The organism is Ornithinimicrobium sp., from assembly GCF_030537745.1.
Taxonomy (GTDB): domain Bacteria; phylum Actinomycetota; class Actinomycetes; order Actinomycetales; family Dermatophilaceae; genus Ornithinicoccus.
This window is the reverse complement of record NZ_JAUNVI010000027.1, coordinates 1-18,950: the sequence shown is the minus strand read 5'-3', so window position 1 is coordinate 18,950 and position 18,950 is coordinate 1. Positions and strand designations below refer to the sequence as shown.

Genomic DNA, 18,950 nt, shown 5'->3' with positions numbered 1-18,950 from the left:
GCTGACCGCTCAGGCGGAGGGCAGGACCGCCATACCCTGGACCTCGACCAGCGCCTCGACGTCCCAGAGACGGGAGACACCAATGCCGGCCATCGCCGGATAGTCGGTGCCCATGAGCCGCTTCCAGACCCGACCGATCTCGCGGCCGTTGGCCTTGTAGTCGTCCATGTCCACGATGTAGACCGTCAGGCTGGCCAGGTCGGCAGGCGTGCCGCCAGCGGCGGCCAGCGAGGCCAGCAGGTTGCTCAGCGCCTTCTCGAACTGCTCGACGACGGTCTCGCCGACGATCACCCCCTCGCGGTTCAGCGCGGTCTGCCCGGCCAGGAAGACCACCGTCCCGGTCCCGACGACGGCGTTGCTGAAGCCTCGTGGCTCGCCCAGCTCGGGCGGGTTGACGCGTTCGATCATGACTGGAGCCCTCCTCCGTCGACATTGATTCCTTGTCCACTCATGCCACCGTTGCGCACGCAGGTCACAATGGCCTCGACGACCTCCTCGACCGTGATGAGCCGGTTGATGGGCTGCTTGGCCTCGAGCGCCGCGCGGGCCTCGGAGAGGCTGCGGCCGGTCTTGTCGACGATGCCCTGCAGGGTCGCCTCGGTCATCGGGGTGTCGACGTAGCCGGGGCAGACCGCGTTGACGGTGACACCGGTCCGCGCGAGCTCCATCGCCGCTGAACGGACCAACCCGAGCACCCCGTGCTTGCTCGCCGTGTAAGCGGAGATATAAGGCTCGCCGAGCTTGGCTGCCACTGAGGCCACGACGACGATGCGACCGTGGCCGGCGGACTTCATCGCCGGGATGGTCCGGCGCAGCAGCCGAAAGGGTGCGGTGAGGTTGAGGTCCAGCATCCGCGCCCACTGCTCGTCGGTCGTCTTCTCCACCGACGCTGAGATCCCGGCGCCGGCGTTGGCGACGACGACCTCCGGCGCGGCCCACTCCCGTTCGACCAGGTCGAGCAGCTCGTCGACGGAGCCGGCGGCGAGCATGTCGGCCGGCAGGACCAGGGTGGGTCCCGGGCAGCGCGCCGCTGTCTCCTCCAGCTGCTCGCGGCTGCGAGCGGTGAGCGCGACCGCATACCCCGCCTCGCTGAGCGCTATGGCGGCCCCAGCACCGATCCCTCTACCTGCCCCGGTGACCAGGGCGACCGGCTGCGAAACACGTGTCGACACGCTGTGACCTTGCCACGGTCCGTGACGACCGTCAAGATAACGACATACCCACACCAAGGAGCGCACGATGATCAGGCCCGAAGATTTCACCGACATCACCTACGAGGTGCAGGAGAGCTGGGCGGTGGTGACCATCAACCGCCCCGAACGCTACAACTCCTTCCGAGGACGCACCGTCGACGAGCTCCTCGCCGCCTTCAAGCACGCGTGGGCCGATCGCCAGGTCGCGTGCGTCATCCTGACCGGGGCCGGCGAGAAGGCTTTCTGCGCCGGTGGCGACGTCAAGGAGCGGGCTGAGACGGGCAGCTACGGCCAGACCGAATGGGGGATCTTCCAGATCCAGCAGCTGCACCAGGCGATGCGCGACATGCCCAAGCCGGTCATCGCGGCCGTCAACGGCGTCGCGGCCGGCGGCGGCCACGTGCTGCACGTCCTGTGCGACCTGTCGATCGCGGCCGACACGGCGCGCTTCGGGCAGAGCGGACCACGGGTCGGCTCCTTCGACGCTGGCTTCGGTTCCGCCTACCTGGCTCGGGTGGTCGGCGAGAAGCGAGCACGGCAGATCTGGTTCCTGCTCGACCTGTATGACGCGCAGACCGCCGAGCGGTGGGGCCTGGTCAACGACGTGGTCCCGGCGGCGGAGCTGATGGACAAGGCGCGAGAGTACGCCCGCAAGATCTCTGCTCTCTCACCCACCGCGCTGCGGTTCCTCAAGGCCAGCTTCAACGCCGACTCCGACCACATGCAGGGCCTGGGCAATATCGCCTTCGCGGGGCTGGACCTGTTCGTGGAGTCGGACGAGGCCAAAGAAGGCGCCAACGCCTTTGCCGAGAAGCGAGCACCGGACTTCAGCCCCTGGCGCTAAGCAGGAGAGTCAGCCAGGAGCGGCGACAATCTGCCTGACGTTCGGCGACTATTGCGACCTCTAGACGACCGTCATCGATCCGTCATAGGCTGAGGTCAACCGCGACCCGCCCTATCGGAGGTATTCATGTCTATCCTCACCCAGCTTGCCGAGGCGCTGCGCGACGGCAGCATCGAGGTCATCGACCTCACTGCTCCGTTGTCCTCGCAGACCCCTCTCCTGGAGCTGCCGCCCGAGTTCGGTCAGACCGCGCAGTTCCAGCTGGAGGAGATCAGCCGCTACGACGACCGCGGCCCGGGGTGGTACTGGAACAACTTCCGCACCGGTGAGCACACCGGCACCCACTTTGACGCCCCGATCCACTGGGTGACCGGCAAGGACCTCGACGACATCTCCAAGGTCCCGGCGGGCGTCTTCGTCCGGCCTGCTGCCGTCCTCGACGTCACCGACAAGGTGGCGGCCGACCCCAACTTCCTCATCGAGCGGGAGCACCTCCAGGAGTGGGAGGAGGAGCACGGCGCGCTGCCCAGCGGCGGCTGGCTCCTGTGCCGCACCGGATGGTCCGCCCGCACCACCCAAGAGGACATGATCAACAACACGCAGACCGGCCCGACCAGCCCGGGCATGTCCGTCGAGTGCGCCCGCTGGGTCGCGCAGGAGAGCGACCTCATCGGCATCGGCGTGGAGACCGTGGGGACCGATGCTGGCGCTGCCCACTCCTTCGACCCCGCTTTCCCGTGCCACTCCATGCTCCTCGGCGCCGGCAAGTACGGCCTGGCCCAGCTGCAGAACCTCGACCAACTGCCTGCGGCCGGGGCGATGGTCCTGGCCTCTCCGCTGAAGATCGTCGACGGCTCGGGCTCACCCGTGCGCGTGGTCGCTCTCATCGAGCGCTGAGCCGTGTTCGTCGCCGAGGCTGTCGGTCGGGCGCTCGTCGCCTGCGGTGTCGACCACGTCTTTGGCGTCGTCGGTTCGGGCAACTTCCATGTCACCAATGCCATGGCCGACGCCGGGGCGCGCTTCGTCGCGACCCGTCACGAGGGCGGCGGGACCACCGCCGCTGACGGCTACGCCCGCACCTCGGGGCGACCCGCCGCCGTCACGGTGCATCAAGGCTGTGGCTTCACCAACACGCTGACCGGCCTGGCCGAGGCGGCCAAGAGCCGGACCCCGCTGATCGTGGTCGCTGCGGAGGTGACGGAGCCGCGGTCCAACTTCTTCGTGGACCAGGAGGCGATGTCGCGGGCTGTCGGCGCCGTGCCGCACCGGATCACCTCCGGCGCTGAGGCGGTTGCCCAGACGGTGGCCGCAGTCGCCGAGGCGGTGCACGGACGGCGCAGCGTGGTGCTCAACCTGCCGCTGCACGTGCAGGAGGAAGAGGTGCCCGAGGGCGCTCTCGATGGCGCGGCCCTGCCACCGGCCCCCAGCCCGGTCGAGCCGTCGGCCGAGGACCTCGAGCGGCTCGTCGCCGCACTGCGCAACGCACGACGACCCGTCTTTGTGGCCGGACGAGGCGGCCGGTCGCACGCCGCCCGAGACGCGCTCCGAGAGCTGGGCGAGACGGCGGGTGCCCTGCTGGCCACCTCTGCGGTCGCCAAGGGACTCTTCCACGACGACCCCTGGCAGCTCGACATCTCCGGCGGCTTCTCCTCACCACTGACCGCCGAGCTGGTCCACGGCGCCGACCTCATCGTCGGCTGGGGCTGCGCCCTCAACATGTGGACCATGCGACACGGGAGGCTGATCGCTGACGACGCGATCGTCGTCCAGGTCGATGACACCGCCGACGCGATCGGCGTCCACCGCGAGCTCACCTTCGGGGTCGTCGGCGACGTCACGCGGACCGCTCTCGCCGCGTGCGACGCCCTCGATGAGCGCCGCACCGCATACCGGAGCCCACAGCTGCGGGACCGTCTGGACAAGGAGCTGCGCTGGCGCGACGTGGGCTATGAAGACACCGGGACAGACGCGCTCATCGATCCGCGCACGCTGTCCATCGCCCTCGACGACCTGCTCCCTACCGAGCGTGTCGTGGCCGTCGACTCCGGCAACTTCATGGGCTATCCGAGCATGTTCCTGCAGGTGCCCGACGAGCAGGGTTTCTGCTTCACGCAGGCCTTCCAGTCGATCGGGCTCGGCCTGGCCACCGCGATCGGCGCCGCGCTCGCCCAGCCGGACCGGCTCCCCGTCGCAGCACTCGGCGACGGCGGCGCGCTGATGGGCGCCAGCGAGCTCGAGACCGTCGTGCGCCTGGGCCTGCCGATGCTCGTCGTGGTCTACGACGACGAGGCCTACGGCGCCGAGGTGCATCACTTCGGCCCCCACGGCTACGGCCTGGACACCGTGCAGTTCCCACCGACCGACATCGCCGCGATCGGCCGCGGCTACGGCATGGCGGCGGTCACGGTGACCTCCATGGAGGATCTGGCGCCCGTCCGCGACTGGGTCGCTGCCGGTCCGACCGGGCCGATGCTCGTGCATGCCAAGGTCACCAAGGATGAGGCGTCGTGGTGGCTGGAGGAGGCCTTCAAGGGGCACTGACCCCTGCTGCCGGCGCCTAGCAGGCGGTGCCGTGGTGCCCTGGGCGGGCTGGTGCTGCTCAGCGGTGCAGGAGCCCGCCCAGCCGCGACCGGACACCCTCGGTGGCCGCTTCCAGTCCGTGCCTGATCGTCCCGACGGTCGTGCCGGTGCCGGTGATCAACGCCTGGGCCACCAGGTGGCCGGAGCCGCCGCCGAGCCCGGGGCCGGGGTGGGTCGCCGCGCCGATGTGCCAAACGCCGGGCGCTGCCGTGCGGTGGCGTGACGTCGTGGGGCCGGGACGCCACAGGAGGTTCTGGTCCAGCTCGGCCGAACCGCCATAGGGATCGCCATCGATGGCGTTGGGGTTGTGCGCCTCGAGGTCGACCGGGCTGAACTCGTGCTGGCCGACGACGAGCTCACGCACGCCCGGCGCCTGCTCCTCGACGAGGGACAGGACACGATCGACATACCCCTGCACGAGCCCAGGTGTCCACCCGCTGCTGACGTCCAGCTCGCCAGCTGCATCACCACGCAGCTCGCCGGGCAGCTCCTGCAGTTGCAGCCAGAGCAGTGCCTTGCCGTCGGGCACCCGCGTCGGGTCAAGGACATGCTGCGCCCCGACGACGACCGTCGGCCGAGCCGGCAGCAGACCGGCCTCGGCCTGCGCGCACGCGATGCCGGTGCTGCCCGACCCGTCGCTCAGATGCACGAGCGGGACGGCGGCCAGCGCCGGGTTGGTCCACGGGATCGGCCCGTTGAGGGCAAAGTGCAGCTGCATGGCGCGACGTCCCGGACGGTAGGCGGCCGCCTCCACGCGAGCCGGCTCGGGGACGCTCGCGCGGGGCAGGAGACGGTCGTAGAGCGAGGTGGGCGACACCGACGCCAGCACCGCGGTCCTCGCCTCCCACCGTTGATCACCGGCGCGCACCACCGCGACCCGACCGTCGTGCGGGTGGATCCGGTCCACCTCGACGCCCGTGTGCACGGTGACGCCACGCTCGGCCAGGAGCCCTTCGAAGGCCTTGAGAAAGACACCCTGGCCACCCTTGACGATCGGCAGCCCCGCACCGTGCATGGTCGCGGCGAGCAGGGGGATCATCAGCCCGCCCGAGGCACTGTCCGGCGACAGGCCGGCATGCAGCAGCCAGGGCGCCCACAGCTGGTCGACCTGCGTCCCGACGAACCGGCCGCGCAGCCAGTTGCGCCCGCTCGTGGCGACCTGCCGGACATAACTCTCGGCCCCGCTTCGACCCCGCCGCCGCACCATCTTGGCGCCGACTGAGGCCAGGCCGGGTCCGCGCAGCTCGGTGCCCAGCAGCGCGCCGATGAGGTCGATGTCGGCGACCAACTCATCGACCATCTCCAGGTAGGCCGCGCGGTCGGCCCCATCGCGCAGTCCCTCCGCCGTGCGGGCCGGATCGCGGTAGGCGATCACGGCGTTGCCCTCGCGGTCGACGCTGGCGGTGACCACGTCATCGGTCTGGCAGTAGGTCAGTCCGTGGCGGGCCAGGTCCTCACCGAGAGCGGCATACGCACCGCCGGTCACGAAGAGGGGGTGCCAGGAGGAGTAGGTGTCGTGGACAAAGCCGGGCACCGTGAGCTCGTCGGAGGCGATGAAGCCGCCGAGCCGGTCGTTGCGCTCCACGAGACAGACGTCGAGCCCGGCGCCCGCGAGCTCGGCCGCAGCGACAAGCCCGTTGATCCCGGACCCGACCACAACGACGTCATGCAGGCTCACGAACGGCCCTCAGCGCTCGCAGCCACCTGCGTCTGGGCCGGCCTGCGGGCCAGCATCTCCTCGACCATGCCGCGGTAGGAGGACGGGTCGATCGGCATCAGCCATTCCTTGGCCGTGGTGGCCTTGGACCGGGTCACGCCGACCTCGTCCAGGATCTCGTCGACGTTGTGCATCGAGAACGGGATGAGGTTGGTGCCGCGGGCGTGGTGCCCTTCGGTGCGTTCCTCCATCCAGCGCAGTCGCTCCTCGATCAGACGGCGCTGCTCCTCTGGCTCCGGCAGGGAGAGCATGCCCTCGAGGTGGCAGGCGATCCAGAGGGCAGCGGCTTCCGCCGACAGCGGGGAGAAGAAGCTGGAGTTGTAGCCGCAGAACGACAGATCCGGTATGCCGATCGGCTGGATCTGGCGGTAGAGGACAAAGTTGCCGCGCTCGTCGGTGAGGCGTTGCTGCACGTCCTGCGGGAGGAAGGGCACCTCCTGCCGAAAGCCCGTGGCGCAGACAACCAGGTCCGCCGGGCGCGTGGTGCCGTCGGCCAGCTCGGCCACGGGACGCCCATCGACCGCGCCCAGACGAGTGATGTGCGTGTCGCGGACGACTGAGATGCTGCCCTCCTTGACCTTGGCGAAGAAGCCATCGGTGGTCAGGCTGACCGTGCTGCGCGCGATCCGCTCGAAACCGCCCTCGGGGACCAACCCCAGGGATTTCAGGGAGTCCTGCTTCGTCGCGACCCACGCGAGCTGGCCGAGCATGCTGTTGCGGACCGGCTTGAGCGGCCCGTGCAGGACCTTCTCGACCTTGTTAGGTCGCAGGTATTCAAACAAGCCCTCGCCGAGGCGGGTCAGCATGAGGTATTTGTAGTTGAGCGCGCCGCCGAGCTTGCGGGGCATCTTCCAGATCAGCTGTCGGGCCACGACGGTGGTGGATCCGGCGGCGTCGGAGAGACCGGCCGCGATGTCGCAGGCAGACTTCCCGTAGCCGACGACGACCACGTCCTGCCCGGCGGCCTCCTCCGCGGAGTGGACCTCGCTGGGCGCCCGGACTCGTCCGCCCGCGGCCTCGAACTCGGCCCGGCCGTCATACTGCGGGACGAACGGCTCGCAGAAGATCCCGTTGGCCACCACGAGATAGTCGACCTCGCTCGTCACTTCCTCGCCGCCCTCGGCGGGGCGCGTGGTGATGCTCCACCCACCCTCCGCTCGAGGATCCGCCCGGGTGACCTCGGTAGACAGCCGCAGGTAGGGGGTCAGGTCGAAGCGGTCGACGTAGTGCTCCATGTAGTCCTGCACCTGAGCGCTGGTCGGCCACTGCGGGAAGTGCTTGGGCATGGGCAGCTCGGACAACGAGTAGGTGTCCTTGGTGTTCTGGGTGGTGAGGCCCGGATAACGCCGGGTGGCACTCCATACCCCTCCCACGTCCGGGCACTTCTCGTAGGCGACGACGTCGTGGCCAAAGGAGCGCAGGACGCGCACCGCGGAAAGGCCGGCAAAGCCGGCGCCGATGATGGCGATCTTCACGGAACGCTCCTGTTCAGGCTTCGAGTTGGGGGATGGCGGGCACAGCCTGTTCCGGGCCCATCGCCGAGTAACCACCGTCGGCGGCCCAGTCGGCGCCGGTGACCACGGAAGCGGCATCGGAGGCCAGGAAGGCGACGACCTCACCGACTTCGCGGGGGTCACCGGCCCGGCGAGTCAGGTGGAACGGTGCGGCGACGCGGTCGGTCTTGGCCCGGTCGCCGCCGCTGAGGGAGTCCATGATCGCCGACCAGGTCCAGCCCGGGCTGACCGAGTTGACGCGGATGCCGTCGGCGGCCAGGTCCATCGCCATCGAGCGGGTGAGCTGCACCATCGCGGCCTTGCACGCGGGATAGACCCAGCGTCCGGTCTGGGCGACCGAGGAGGAGATCGAGCTGAAGTTGACGACCGCGCCGTGCCCGCTGGCAGCTAGATGCTCGCGCGCTGCGTGGGTGGTGACGACGGCACCGACGACGTTGACGTCGAAGGCCGAGAGCCAGTCCTGGCGGGTGGTCTCCCCGCCGTTGTCCAGATAGCTGCAGGCCAGGTTGACGAGGATGTCGAGCGAACCGTGCTGCTCCACGATCCCGCTGACCACCTCACTGATGGCGGCGTCGTCGGTGATGTCGAGCGGCACGAAACTGACACCCTCGCCGATCGTCTGGGCAGCGGACTGCCCGCCTTCGGTGTCGATGTCGCCGATCACGACAGTGGCGCCATGGTCACGCAGCGACTGCACCACCCCACGACCGATCAGGGTCGCACCCCCCGTCACCAGGGCCACTCGTCCGTCCAGGGTCGCCACTCTTCTTCTCCTTGTCCGGCGCGGCTATCGCGTCCTTGCGATTGCCGTCATGCAGACACTACAGCCGCCGCTGGCTCGGCGGAAGGGGTGAACCCACACCGAGCGGTCGCCCGTGCCACACCGGGCGGTCGCTCCTGCCAGTCAGGAACAGGCTTCCTCGCGCAGGGCCGCGAGGCCGGCGCGGTCGCCGTCGCCGAGTTGCACCTGGTCGCGGTGCTCGGCGGCCATGAGCTGGGTGGGGTCGGCACTGTGCCCCAGGCCCAGGACGTGGATCAGCTCGTGGGTCAGGATCAGCTCCCGGTCACCGCTCTTGTCGCGGAGCCACCCACCCGGCAGATCGGTGTCGAGGACCACCGTGCCGCCGATCGCGTGACCTCCCCCGCCCGGACCCTGGGTGTAGGTCGCGCCACCCAGCCCCGCCGTGGGGCCGGAGAGCTCGGACACCTCGTCCGCGTCCGCCCAGCCGACGAGCACCGAACCCACCCGCTTGTCCGCGAACCCGCGGTCGGCTGTCTCCCCCACCACCTCAAAGGTGAACCCGCTGGACTCGTTGACGGTCGAGATCGCCGACGCGAGCAACTCGCCATACTCCTTGGGCGCGTGCTCGGGGTTGACCTCGATCGCGATGGTGCCGGCGCAGGGCCAGGTGATCGGTGAGCCTGACGGGGTGGTGATGAGGTAGGTGTAGCCGTCGCCACCGGACCCGGGCTCGCCGTGGAGCGGGTCGGTGCGGACGACGTCACGCAGGTCGCCCAGGTTCATCGCCGGTGACGCGATCACGGTGCCCACGATGACGGCCAGGACGATCCCCAGCGTGCCCACCACGCTCAGGCAGGAACGCCCACGCTGCGGTGGCGGGGAGAGGTGCCCGCCCATGAGCTCCGGAGGGGCAGCAGCCAGCTCGAGAGGTCCGACGCTCAGCTCCGGCGGCTCGGGCACGACAGGCCGACCGACAACCCGGTCATCGGTCACCGGACCACCTGCTCGTTCGGGCGCGGATCAACCGTCCAGGCCTTGCAGCAACTGCTCAAACGGCGTGACGTCGGTGTCCAACTCCGTGCCGGAGGTGCGGCGCAGCGCTAGCGAGAGGTCCCCCGACTCAGGTATGAAGCCCGCTACGGACCCGGACTCGGCGACGATCAGCGCCGCAAGCTCGGAGGCCGCACGCCCGATCCGCGAGGTCAACCCCGACCCCCCGCTCTCGCTGCCGCCGAAGTCGTCGGTCGCGGCGAAGACACCGGTCGGGACCACGACAGCGCGCAGATAGGTGAACACGGGACGCAGGGCATAGTCCAGGACCAGCTGGTGCCGGGCGGTCCCCGCGGTCGCGGCGATGATGACCGGCATGCCGTTGATGGCGTCCGTGTCGAGCACGTCCAAGAACATCTTGAACAGCCCCGAGTAGCTCGAGGAGAAGACCGGCGTCACGGCGATCAGCCCGTCCGCACCCGTGACCAGGTCACGAGCCCGGTGGACCGCAGGCGTCGCCAGCCCGCCGGTGGTCATCGTGATGGCCAGGTCCTGGGCAAGTTCACGCAGCTCGATGACCTCAACTGTCGCCACCTCTCCGCGCGCACTCACCCGGGTAGTCACGGAGTCGGCGATCCGGTCGGCGAGCAGGCGGGTGGACGAGGGCCGGGACAGTCCGGCCGTGATGACGACGATCTTGCGGCTCATGGTGACCTCCAGGGTAGGGCGAAAGGCTGGGGTTGGCTGGTCGCTCAGAGATCGGCGCTGACCTTGGACTCCGCGCGCGCAGCCGCGGACTGGGCGGGGGCGACCAGATGGAACGGCGAGTCCGGGCCGGCCGCCACGAGCGCGGCGTGGCTGGGCGGGTCGCTGGGGACGTGGGCAGGCCGCCGCGCCTCACCCTCCTTGCGGAGCACGGGCACGACCTCCTCGCCCAGGATCTCGATCTGTTCCAGGGCCATCTCGATCGGGAGCCCGGCGTGGTCCATGAGGAAGAGCTGACGCTGATAGTCACCGACCTGGTCGGCGAAGCCGAGCGTGCGCTCGATGACCATCTCCGGGGTCCCCACCGTCAGGGGCGTCATCTGGGTGAACTCCTCCATGCTCGGGCCATGGCCATAGACCGGTGCGTTGTCGAAGTAGGGCCGGAACGCTCTCTTGGCCTCCGCCTCGGTGCCCGCCATGAAGGCCTGGCCGCCCAGCCCGACGATCGCCTGGTCAGCGGCACCGTGCTGGTAGTGCTCGTAGCGGCGCCGATAGAGGTGGACCATCTGTGCGGTGTGCTCGATGTTCCAGAAGATGTTGTTATGGAAGAAGCCGTCCCCGTAGTAGGCCGCCTGCTCGGCGATCTCGGTGGACCGGATCGAGCCGTGCCACACGAAGGGCGGGGTGCCGTCCAGCGGCCTTGGGGTGGAGGTGAAGCCACGCAGCGGCGTGCGGAACTTGCCCTCCCAGTCCACGACGTCCTCGCGCCAGAGGCGGCGCAGCAGATGGTAGTTCTCAATCGCCAGCGGAATACCCTGTCGGAGGTCTTTGCCGAACCACGGGTAGACCGGGCCGGTGTTGCCCCGACCCATCATCAGGTCCAGCCGGCCGCCGCTGAGATGCTGCAGGAAGGAGTAGTCCTCCGCGATCCGGACCGGGTCGGTGGTGGTGATGAGAGTCGTGGAGGTGGAAAGGGTGATCCGCTCGGTCTTCGCCGCGATGTAGGCCAGGTGTGTCGTCGGGGCGGAGGGCACGAACGGCGGGTTGTGGTGCTGGCCGGTCGCAAAAACGTCGAGTCCGACCTCCTCCGCCTTGAGCGCGATCCTGGTCATGGACTCGATCCGCTCACCCTCGGTCGGAGTCCGACCGGTGACGGGGTCCATGGTGACGTCGCCGACGCTGAAAACACCGAACTGCATGGCCCGACTCCTCGAGTTAACTGATGGATCACCTACTTGAACGGCCGACTCGGCCTCTCCATTCCAGCACCGGGTGTATGACGTCCTCTGCGCGTCCGGACGTGATTGGGTGGGCAGCATGTCGGCGAGGAAGCGGAGGGGACCGGTGCGGACCTGGGTGCGGAGGATCTTCCTCGGGATCGGGGTGCTGCTCGTCGTGGCGCTGATCGGCAAGCTGATCCAGCTCGGCACGATGAGCGGGCGCACGACGGCGGCGGCGACGACTGCGATGACGAGCAGCGCGCAGACCGGAGCCGAGGAGCTCGCGGCCCTTACCGTGCTGCTCGAGCGGGATCTGGGGATGCCCGTGACGCGATCAGCCCGCGGCTACACCTGCCAGATCGGTCACCGCGACCAGGGGTGGATCGTCCATCACTACTACCAGGAATGCTCGTGGCAGGGGATCGACTATTTCCAGGTGGAGGACCTTGACGGGCTGACCGAGAAGTACCGCCTGTCCGCAACGACCAGCACACCAGAGACCTGCGACCTCCTGTTCCTGCCGCTGCGGGAGGAGGAGAAACGCTTCCGTTTCGTCAGCGCCCACACCCACCCCGCGGGCGCGACCGGCCGGTCCTGCGAGATCCCGACGATGGTTCAAGGAACTGCCGAGTCGTTTGTCCCCAGCGAGACCGTGGTGACCCAAGCGGTGCCATCGCTCGACCTGGATCCCGACGCAGACTGGGTCGTCGTCTCCCACGAGGTTTCCTTCTTCTCCAAGGACCTCGGCTGCGGTATCGGCATCATCTTCTGCACCTCACCGATGAGCGACCCGGCCATGCCGGATCCCTCCGTCTTACCTGGCACCTCCGCTACGCCATACCAAGTGACTCGGGCGGTGCCCCGGGTCAGTCGATGAGCCCGGCCCCGCGCGCCGACGCCACAGCTGCGGTGCGGCTCTCGACGTGCAGCTTGGCGAAGACGTGGTTGAGGTGGGTCTTGACGGTGGCCTCGCTGACCACGAGATGGCGCGCCACGTCGCGGTTGGACAGCCCGTGCGCGACGAGACGTAAGACCTCCAGCTCGCGAGCGGAAAGGTCGGCACGTCGGATCCTCATGCTCGCCACGACGCGCTCGGTCAGCTCCGGCCCGAGCACCGACTCACCCCTGGCCGCAGCCTCGATTGCGGCGACGATCACGGTCGGCGCCGCGTCCTTGAGCAGATAGCCGGCTGCGCCTGCCTCGACCGCGCGCACCAGGTCGGCGTCGTGGTCGTAGGTGGTCAGGATCAGCACCGCCGGCACCAGACCCGTCCCGGCCCGGACGGCCCGGGTGACCTCCACGCCGTCCGGTCCCTCCCCGAGCCGCAGGTCAGAGAGGATGACGTCAGGGCGCAGCTGCCCCGCAGCCGTGATCGCCGACGCCCCGTCGGCCGCCTCCCCCACCACCCGCAGGGTCGGCTGCACCGAGAGCAGCGCGACCAACCCGGCACGGACGACCGGATGATCATCGACGACGAGCACGGTGATGGCGCAGTGGCTCACGGTCGCACCCGCGGGGCGCGCATGGACGACAAACCGGCGGCATCACCGGGCGCTACCCAGGTGAGCGGCACGGAGGCGCTGATGGCGGTCCCCCCGCCCGGCTCGGACTCCACGTCCAGACCCCCGCCGAGCTCGCGCAGCCGCTGACGGCTGGCCCGCAGCCCGTAGCCGCCACGACTGACGTCCTCGCCGTCGGAGACGATCGTCGCCAGATCGAAGCCGCGACCGTCGTCCACGATGTCCAGCCGCACCGAGTCCTCCGCCTCGGCCAGCGTGAGCACGACCTTCGTCGCGTCGGAGTGCTGACGCACGTTGGCCAGTGCCGATTGCGCCACCCGCAGCAGGGCAACCTCGACCACGGGCGGCAGTGCGGTGACGTCACCCTCCACCCGCACCTCACCTCCGACGCCGGCCTCCTGCGCCATCCGTGCGACCAGGCGTCGGAGCGCGTCGGCGAGCCCGGACTCCAGCGGCGCCGGCGCCAGGGCACCGACCAGGCGTCGGGCCTCCTCCAGCCCGTCCGCCGCAGACGTCTCGATCTGCCCGAGCAGCCGACGGCCGGCGGCCGGATCCTGCGTCGCCGCACCCGCCCTGGACAGGAGCAAGATCGAGGAGAAGCCCTGGGCCAGGGTGTCGTGGATGTCGCGGGAGAGGCGGGTGCGCTCCTCCAGGACACCGGCGGCGCGCTGGGCCTGCGCGAGCTCGGTATGCAGCACTTCCGCCTCTTCCTGAGCGGCGACCAGTGAGATCAGGAGACGTTCGCGCTCTACACCGTCATGCACCAGCAGCTGCTGACCACGGGAGAGCGCGAGCGCGAAGACCATGCCGACGGCCGGACCGACGACCTGGGCGAGGTTGAGGCCGCCGTCCCACTGCCGCGCGATGACGACGGCGAGGATGAGCAGACTCACGCCACCGCCGAGGCGCAGCGGCAGCAGGTGCCCGGCGAGCAGCCAGAGGGAGAACGCGATCCAGACGTTCTCTGGGGAGACGGCAGCGGCCAGCAGCCAGCAACCCACCAGACCGAGCAGCCACCACCCGCCAGCGCCAGGTCGGGCCAGGTGCCAGCTCGTCGCGTGAGCAGCCTGTCCTGCCGCGCCTGTGGCCGGGCGGGTCGAGACGGAGGCGCCCTCGAGCGGTTGGACCGCGGCTAGACGCGTCCCGAGAGGCCGGACCGCGGCTCGGCGCGCCCCCACGGCATACCACCCCAGCAGGAGGACGGTGCTGAGCAGGAGCGGGAGGACGGCGACGTGGGTGGCCAGCGATCGCCCCACACCGATCGTCAGCAGGACGAGGAAGAGGACGTGCTGGACGAGCGCAAGGCGGCGGATCAGCGCGGCGGTCGAGGCACTCACCCGCTCATGATGTCAGGGCGGGCTCACGCACCGACACCTCGACAGGCTGCCCCTCGCTGGTGTCATCAGCGCCGCTGCCCGCACGGGTGCCCGCACGGGAGTCGGGCCGGGTGGGCCACCAGAACCGCTCACCCAGCAGCGAGATGACTGCGGGGACGAAGAGGGTGCGCACCACGAAGGTGTCGACAACGACGCCGAGCCCCACGATCAGTCCGAGCTGGCCGAGCGTGACGAGAGGCAGCACACCGAGCGCGGCGAAGACAGCCGCCAGGACGATGCCGGCGCTGGTGATGACCACACCGGTCGTGCTCACCCCCGTCACGACCGCTGCGCGGGTGCCGTGGCTCGGCACCTCGCTCCGGATCCGGTGGGCCAGGAAGATCGTGTAGTCAATGCCGAGCGCGACGAGGAAGAGGAAGGCCAGCAGCGGCACGTCGGTGTCGAGGGCGCCGAAGCCGAACCACTGTCGCCCGATCCACGCACCGGCCCCGATCGCGGCCAGGGTGCTCGCCACGTTGATCACCAGCAGCACCACCGGCGCCACGAGGGAGCGCAGCAGGAGCGCGAGGACGACTGCGACGAGGGCGAGCACTACGGGCGCGATGAGCAAGAGGTCGCTGCGCGCTGCGGCCCTGGAGTCGACATCGGTGGCGGGCGAGCCCCCGACGAGGGCGTCGGCTCCTGGGATGGCGTGAACGGCCTCCCGCAGGTCGGCGACGAGCTCGCGCTCGGCCTCCGTCCCGGGGGCCGCGTCGCCGACGACGGTGAGGGTCGTGACGTCGCCACGGCTGGTGCTCGGCCCGGCGGCCCCAGTGCGGACCATCTCCACGCCGTCGACGGCGGTGACGGCATCCTGGACCGACTCCAGCTCGGCGGTGTCGGTGACCACGACGAGCGGTGCGGCGCTGCCGGCGGGGAAGTGCTCGGTGAGGATGCTGAGCCCGTCAGCCGACTCCGATCCTCCCCGGAAGCGGTCGACCTGACTCAGCCCGACGCTGGTGCCGATCAGTCCGGTGGCCATCACGGCGAGCAGCGTGGCGCCGGCGACCAGGACCCGCCACGGATGACGCGCGACACCGGTCGCCACGGCTCCCCACGGGTCGTGCCGGAGGGAAGGGCTGGTCGAGGCCGACGAGGCGGGCCGCAGGTCCGTGGTGCTGTGATCCGGGACGAAGGGCCAGAACGCCCCTCGACCCACGACCGCGAGCGCCGCGGGCAGCACGAGGACGATAGCCAGCAGGGCGACAACCAGGCCTGCCGCCGACGCGATCCCGAGCCCACGGGTGCCGGGCGCGGCCGCCAGGATGAGGGTGAGGAGCGCCAGGACGACGGCGATGTTGCTGGCCAGGATCGCGGGGACGCTCGCCCGCCAGGCGGCCCGAAGTGCCTGACGGTGGTCGTCGTGCCGACGCAGCTCCTCGCGGTAGCGGGAGATGAGCAGGAGGGCATAGTTGGCGCCGGCGCCGAAGACGAGGACGCTGATGATCCCGCCGTCGAAGTTGAGGTCGAAGCGTTCGCCGAGGGAAGCCGTCACGATCCCGGCGAGCTGGTCCGCGAGACCGACGACGGTCAGCGGCACGAGCCACAGGATCGGTGAGCGGTAGGTCAGCAGGAGCAACAGCCCCACGACCCCGATCGTCACCAGGAGCAGCCGCACATTGGCGCCGTCGAAGGAAGCGGCGATATCAGCGCCGAAGGCGGCGCCACCGGTCGTCCTGGCCTCCAGGCCCGCAGGGAGCGCGTCGGCGACCGCTGTCCGGACGCTGTCCACGGTGGCCCGCAGCGCGTCGTTGTCGGTGACGTCCACGCGGACCGGGACCTGGAGCATGGCGGCCTGACCGTCCTCGCTCATGATCGGACCGAACGCCTGCTGCCCGTCGGTGGCCGGGAGCGTCGCGGTGAGCTCGCCGAGACTCCGCTGCTCGGCTTCGGTCAGCGCCGCACCGTCAGGTCGGGTGACTACGACCACGAGGGGTTGGACGTCTGCGTCCGGCAGTTCACCGACCACCTGGTCGACGATGGAGGACTCCGCCGTGGCGGGGGCAGTTCCGTGGCCGGCAGCCACCTCGGCACCGCGCAGGGAGCCGATGAGTCCGGCGGCGATGAGGGCGGCCAGGAGCAGCGTGATCCAGGCGCAGACACGGCCGGTGAGCAGACGAGGAAGTCGATCGGTGAGCATGTTTTCCACGCTAGGGAAGAGGGCGTCTCCTCCTCGACCGGCCGGCCTCAATCCTTGGGTTGATCTGTGGCGCGCGCCACGACGGCCACGCGGATCGCACCCAGGAGGCCGAGCGCGAGGAAGCCGGCCGCCATCGCGACCGAGATGCCGGTGGCCGCTCCGAAGCCGTCGGCCAGCGCGCGTGCGACAGCCGGCGCGGCATCGCCGAGCTGGGCGAAGGGGCCAGCACCGGCCCGCACCATCGGGATGACGCCTCCTGCGGAGTCGATGACGGCGCTCTGCAGCTGGGCCGCCTGACCGGGGTCCAGATGCGGTATGCCGTCCAGCTGGCGGGGCAGCACCCACGCCAGCGCCGCGGCCAGGCTGGTGCCGGCGACAGCACTGCCGATGGCCGAGCCGATCTGGCGGACCGTGGACTGAGTCGCCGAGGCCGATCCGGACTGCTCCGGGGGGACGTCTCGAAGGACGGTCGAGGTGAGCTGGGCCGAGGCCAGGCCCAGGCCGACACCGTAGACGACCAGGGGCACCACCATCAGCCAGGTGGACAGGTCCGGCCGGGTGGCCAGCGCCAGCAGCACTAGGCCCAGCAGCTCGAGGACTAATCCGCCGACCACCACGGTGGCGGCCGACCAGCGCTCAGCCAGCACCCGGGCAGAGCTGCCCGCGAGGAAGGCGCCGAAGGCCATCGCGGCGAGCACCACCCCGGCACGCATGATCGACATACCGGCCGCGTTGACCAGATAGAGCGGGAGCACGAAGACCAGGGCAAACTCGCCGGCGGCGACGGCCATCGCGGTCAGGTTGCCCCAGCTGAAGGTCGGCACGCTAAACAGGGTCAGGTCCAGCAGCGCCGATCGCCCGACCACGGCTCGGTGCAGTTCCCACCGCACAAAGATCATCAGCAACGCGGCCCCGACGAGCAGGGCGACCGGAACGGGCGACACCGGCCAGGTTTGCGGCCACGTCAGACCCCACAGCGAAAAGTCGTCCTTGGGGCGCCACCAGCCGAGCGCGGTGGCCTCGATCAGCCCGAAGACGACCAGCGCCATCCCGGCGCCACTGAGGAGCACCCCGTCCACGTCGACCCCGCGGCCCCCTTTCTGGCCGCGTGTCTCCGGGACCACCAGGAAGGCGCCGACCAGCACGGCAACCCCGATTGGCACGTTGACGTAGAAGATCCAGCGCCAGTCGGCGATCGTCGTCAGCCAGCCACCGAGCAGGGGACCGATCGCCGCGGTGCCGGCCATGACCGCTCCCCACACCCCGAAAGCCGTCGCTCGGTCACGACCACGAAACGTCGCGTTGACGGTCGAAAGCGTGGCCGGCAGCACGAGCGCGCCACCGACTCCCTGCACCGCACGGGAGGCGATCAGCATGGTCGGCCCGTCCGCCGAGCCGGCCGCGAGGCTGCCCCCCACGAAGACGAGCACCCCGATCACGAGGAGCAACCGCCGACCGACCCGGTCGCCGAGGCGGCCGCTGGCCAGCAGCAGTGCCGCGAACACCATCGCGTAGAGGCTGTTGACCCACTGCGCCTCGGTCAGGTGCAGCTCGAGGTCGTCGATGATCCGGGGCAGGGCGACGCCGACGATGGTCCCGTCCAGGACGATCATCGCCAGGGCCGCGGCCAGGACACCGAGCGCGGCCCAGCGGTGACGCGGTCCTTCCCCTGGTTGCTCCGGCGACCGGGACGCGCCGTTCGAGGTGGTGCGACGTCCTGCGTGCGGACCAGTCGGGTGGCTCATCGAGGGTCGGCCATCTCCCGGGCGTCCTCGTCGACGTCCAGCGGCAGGCTCGTGGCGGAGAGCGCCTTGGTCTGGCGGCCGATGGCCAGCAACAGCAGGACGAGGGCCGCGGTGAGCGTCATGTGGCCGAGACCGGAGACGCCCGCCAGGCCGGGGTGGTCGGCCCAGTCGGCGCCCAGCACCTGCAGGCTCCCCTTGAAGCCGAGCATCCCGACGGTCAGGGCCAGACCGCCGTTGAGCAGGTGTACGCCCCAGCGCATTCGGGCATCACCAGCCAGGCCCGGGAGGACGATCGCCAGGGACAGGAGCACGAGCATGAAGATGGTCCCCCAGACGATGGCGTGCGTGTGGACGAGTGCCAGTTGGGTAAACCCGGTGTAGTCGTGGAGCTTGGTGAACTCGCGGTAGCCGAGGCCACCGGCCAGGCCGATCGCGGTCCAGGAGGCTGCGGAGCGAAAGAGGTAGGTAAGCATGTCTTCCACGCTAGGAAGTTCACCTGCTGCGATCATCCCGCCCGCCTCAACCTTTTGATGGGGAACTGGCTCGGACCGAGGTCGGGGACGAGGGACGCCGGCACGGCATACCCCGCCCCAGCGAGCACAACCCACTCACGCGAGTGGCGCCTGCACGGCATACCGCGCTCCAGCGAACACAACCCACTCAC

The 18,950-nt window shown here is 70.0% G+C and carries 17 protein-coding genes; 4 read left to right on the top strand and 13 right to left on the bottom strand.

The genetic code is table 11. From position 1 onward, the window contains the following. Positions 1-9: 9 nt before the first annotated feature. Together Q4P07_RS07690 and Q4P07_RS07685 are read right to left on the bottom strand one after the other, a co-directional pair. Positions 10-408, bottom strand: a complete 399-nt coding sequence (locus Q4P07_RS07690; protein WP_303374324.1) for a RidA family protein — start codon at positions 406-408, stop codon at positions 10-12. Continuing rightward, the gene (locus tag Q4P07_RS07685) at positions 405-1,172 is read right to left on the bottom strand and encodes an SDR family NAD(P)-dependent oxidoreductase (protein WP_303374323.1); all 768 of its coding nucleotides are present in this window, start codon (positions 1,170-1,172) and stop codon (positions 405-407) included. Before Q4P07_RS07685 ends, Q4P07_RS07690 begins: the two co-directional genes overlap by 4 nt. Before the next feature lie 67 nt (positions 1,173-1,239). On the opposite strand from Q4P07_RS07685, the gene Q4P07_RS07680 reads away from it, so the two are divergent. From Q4P07_RS07680 to Q4P07_RS07670, 3 genes are all read left to right on the top strand, one after another. Then, positions 1,240-2,037, top strand: coding sequence for an enoyl-CoA hydratase-related protein (locus tag Q4P07_RS07680; RefSeq protein WP_303374322.1), 798 nt, complete (start codon positions 1,240-1,242; stop codon positions 2,035-2,037). A gap of 126 nt (positions 2,038-2,163) precedes the next feature. Beyond that, positions 2,164-2,934 (top strand): cyclase family protein, encoded by a 771-nt coding sequence (locus Q4P07_RS07675; RefSeq protein ID WP_303374321.1) that lies wholly within the window; start codon positions 2,164-2,166, stop codon positions 2,932-2,934. Positions 2,935-2,937: 3 nt separating this feature from the next. Next, entirely contained in the window at positions 2,938-4,578 is a 1,641-nt protein-coding gene (locus Q4P07_RS07670; RefSeq protein WP_303374320.1) for a thiamine pyrophosphate-binding protein, read from the top strand. A 58-nt stretch (positions 4,579-4,636) separates the two neighbouring features. Here Q4P07_RS07670 and Q4P07_RS07665 read toward each other — a convergent pair whose 3' ends face one another. From Q4P07_RS07665 to Q4P07_RS07640, 6 genes are all read right to left on the bottom strand, one after another. Beyond that, positions 4,637-6,295, bottom strand: a complete 1,659-nt coding sequence (locus Q4P07_RS07665) for an NAD(P)/FAD-dependent oxidoreductase (protein WP_303374319.1) — start codon at positions 6,293-6,295, stop codon at positions 4,637-4,639. Continuing rightward, the gene (locus tag Q4P07_RS07660; protein ID WP_303374318.1) at positions 6,292-7,809 is read right to left on the bottom strand and encodes an NAD(P)/FAD-dependent oxidoreductase; all 1,518 of its coding nucleotides are present in this window, start codon (positions 7,807-7,809) and stop codon (positions 6,292-6,294) included. The genes Q4P07_RS07665 and Q4P07_RS07660 overlap by 4 nt, the downstream gene beginning before the upstream one ends. 13 nt (positions 7,810-7,822) lie before the next feature. Continuing rightward, a complete protein-coding gene (locus tag Q4P07_RS07655) occupies positions 7,823-8,611 on the bottom strand; it encodes an SDR family oxidoreductase (RefSeq protein WP_303374317.1) in 789 nt (262 codons plus the stop codon). 141 nt (positions 8,612-8,752) lie between these two features. Further along, positions 8,753-9,583 (bottom strand): matrixin family metalloprotease, encoded by an 831-nt coding sequence (locus Q4P07_RS07650; protein WP_303374316.1) that lies wholly within the window; start codon positions 9,581-9,583, stop codon positions 8,753-8,755. Positions 9,584-9,610: 27 nt separating this feature from the next. Beyond that, positions 9,611-10,288, bottom strand: a complete 678-nt coding sequence (locus Q4P07_RS07645; RefSeq protein ID WP_303374315.1) for an FMN reductase — start codon at positions 10,286-10,288, stop codon at positions 9,611-9,613. 44 nt (positions 10,289-10,332) lie between these two features. Next, positions 10,333-11,484, bottom strand: a complete 1,152-nt coding sequence (locus tag Q4P07_RS07640) for an LLM class flavin-dependent oxidoreductase (protein ID WP_303374314.1) — start codon at positions 11,482-11,484, stop codon at positions 10,333-10,335. A 118-nt stretch (positions 11,485-11,602) separates the two neighbouring features. Here Q4P07_RS07640 and Q4P07_RS07635 point away from each other — a divergent pair, with 118 nt between their 5' ends. Further along, positions 11,603-12,382, top strand: coding sequence for a hypothetical protein (locus Q4P07_RS07635; protein ID WP_303374313.1), 780 nt, complete (start codon positions 11,603-11,605; stop codon positions 12,380-12,382). Here Q4P07_RS07635 and Q4P07_RS07630 read toward each other — a convergent pair. Genes Q4P07_RS07630 through Q4P07_RS07610 form a run of 5 tightly spaced genes read right to left on the bottom strand, consistent with a single transcriptional unit; the run spans position 12,372 to position 18,759 of the window. Further along, positions 12,372-13,007: a response regulator transcription factor gene (locus Q4P07_RS07630; RefSeq protein ID WP_303374312.1), complete on the bottom strand. Its 636-nt coding sequence runs from the start codon at positions 13,005-13,007 to the stop codon at positions 12,372-12,374. The two genes, Q4P07_RS07635 and Q4P07_RS07630, sit on opposite strands and share 11 nt — an antisense overlap. After that, positions 13,004-14,362 carry a sensor histidine kinase gene (locus Q4P07_RS07625; RefSeq protein ID WP_303374311.1) on the bottom strand — a complete coding sequence of 453 codons (1,359 nt, stop codon included), beginning with the start codon at positions 14,360-14,362 and terminating at the stop codon, positions 13,004-13,006. The genes Q4P07_RS07630 and Q4P07_RS07625 overlap by 4 nt, the downstream gene beginning before the upstream one ends. Positions 14,363-14,366: 4 nt before the next feature. Next, entirely contained in the window at positions 14,367-16,541 is a 2,175-nt protein-coding gene (locus Q4P07_RS07620) for an MMPL family transporter (protein WP_303374310.1), read from the bottom strand. A gap of 47 nt (positions 16,542-16,588) precedes the next feature. Next, positions 16,589-18,286, bottom strand: coding sequence for an MFS transporter (locus Q4P07_RS07615; protein WP_303374309.1), 1,698 nt, complete (start codon positions 18,284-18,286; stop codon positions 16,589-16,591). Beyond that, on the bottom strand, positions 18,283-18,759 hold the full coding sequence (locus Q4P07_RS07610; RefSeq protein WP_303374308.1) for a DUF2871 family protein: 477 nt from the start codon (positions 18,757-18,759) through the stop codon (positions 18,283-18,285). The genes Q4P07_RS07615 and Q4P07_RS07610 overlap by 4 nt, the downstream gene beginning before the upstream one ends. Between the last annotated feature and the right edge of the window lie 191 nt (positions 18,760-18,950).

Excerpts from the sequence above, each read along its gene's own strand:
- Q4P07_RS07620 (WP_303374310.1), bottom strand. The coding sequence starts at position 16,541 with ATGCTCACCGATCGACTTCCTCGTCTGCTCACCGGCCGTGTCTGCGCC.
- Q4P07_RS07690 (WP_303374324.1), bottom strand. The coding sequence starts at position 408 with ATGATCGAACGCGTCAACCCGCCCGAGCTGGGCGAGCCACGAGGCTTC.
- Q4P07_RS07680 (WP_303374322.1), top strand. The coding sequence starts at position 1,240 with ATGATCAGGCCCGAAGATTTCACCGACATCACCTACGAGGTGCAGGAG.
- Q4P07_RS07615 (WP_303374309.1), bottom strand. The coding sequence starts at position 18,286 with ATGAGCCACCCGACTGGTCCGCACGCAGGACGTCGCACCACCTCGAAC.
- Q4P07_RS07645 (WP_303374315.1), bottom strand. The coding sequence starts at position 10,288 with ATGAGCCGCAAGATCGTCGTCATCACGGCCGGACTGTCCCGGCCCTCG.
- Q4P07_RS07635 (WP_303374313.1), top strand. The coding sequence starts at position 11,603 with ATGTCGGCGAGGAAGCGGAGGGGACCGGTGCGGACCTGGGTGCGGAGG.
- Q4P07_RS07640 (WP_303374314.1), bottom strand. The coding sequence starts at position 11,484 with ATGCAGTTCGGTGTTTTCAGCGTCGGCGACGTCACCATGGACCCCGTC.
- Q4P07_RS07610 (WP_303374308.1), bottom strand. The coding sequence starts at position 18,759 with ATGCTTACCTACCTCTTTCGCTCCGCAGCCTCCTGGACCGCGATCGGC.
- Q4P07_RS07675 (WP_303374321.1), top strand. The coding sequence starts at position 2,164 with ATGTCTATCCTCACCCAGCTTGCCGAGGCGCTGCGCGACGGCAGCATC.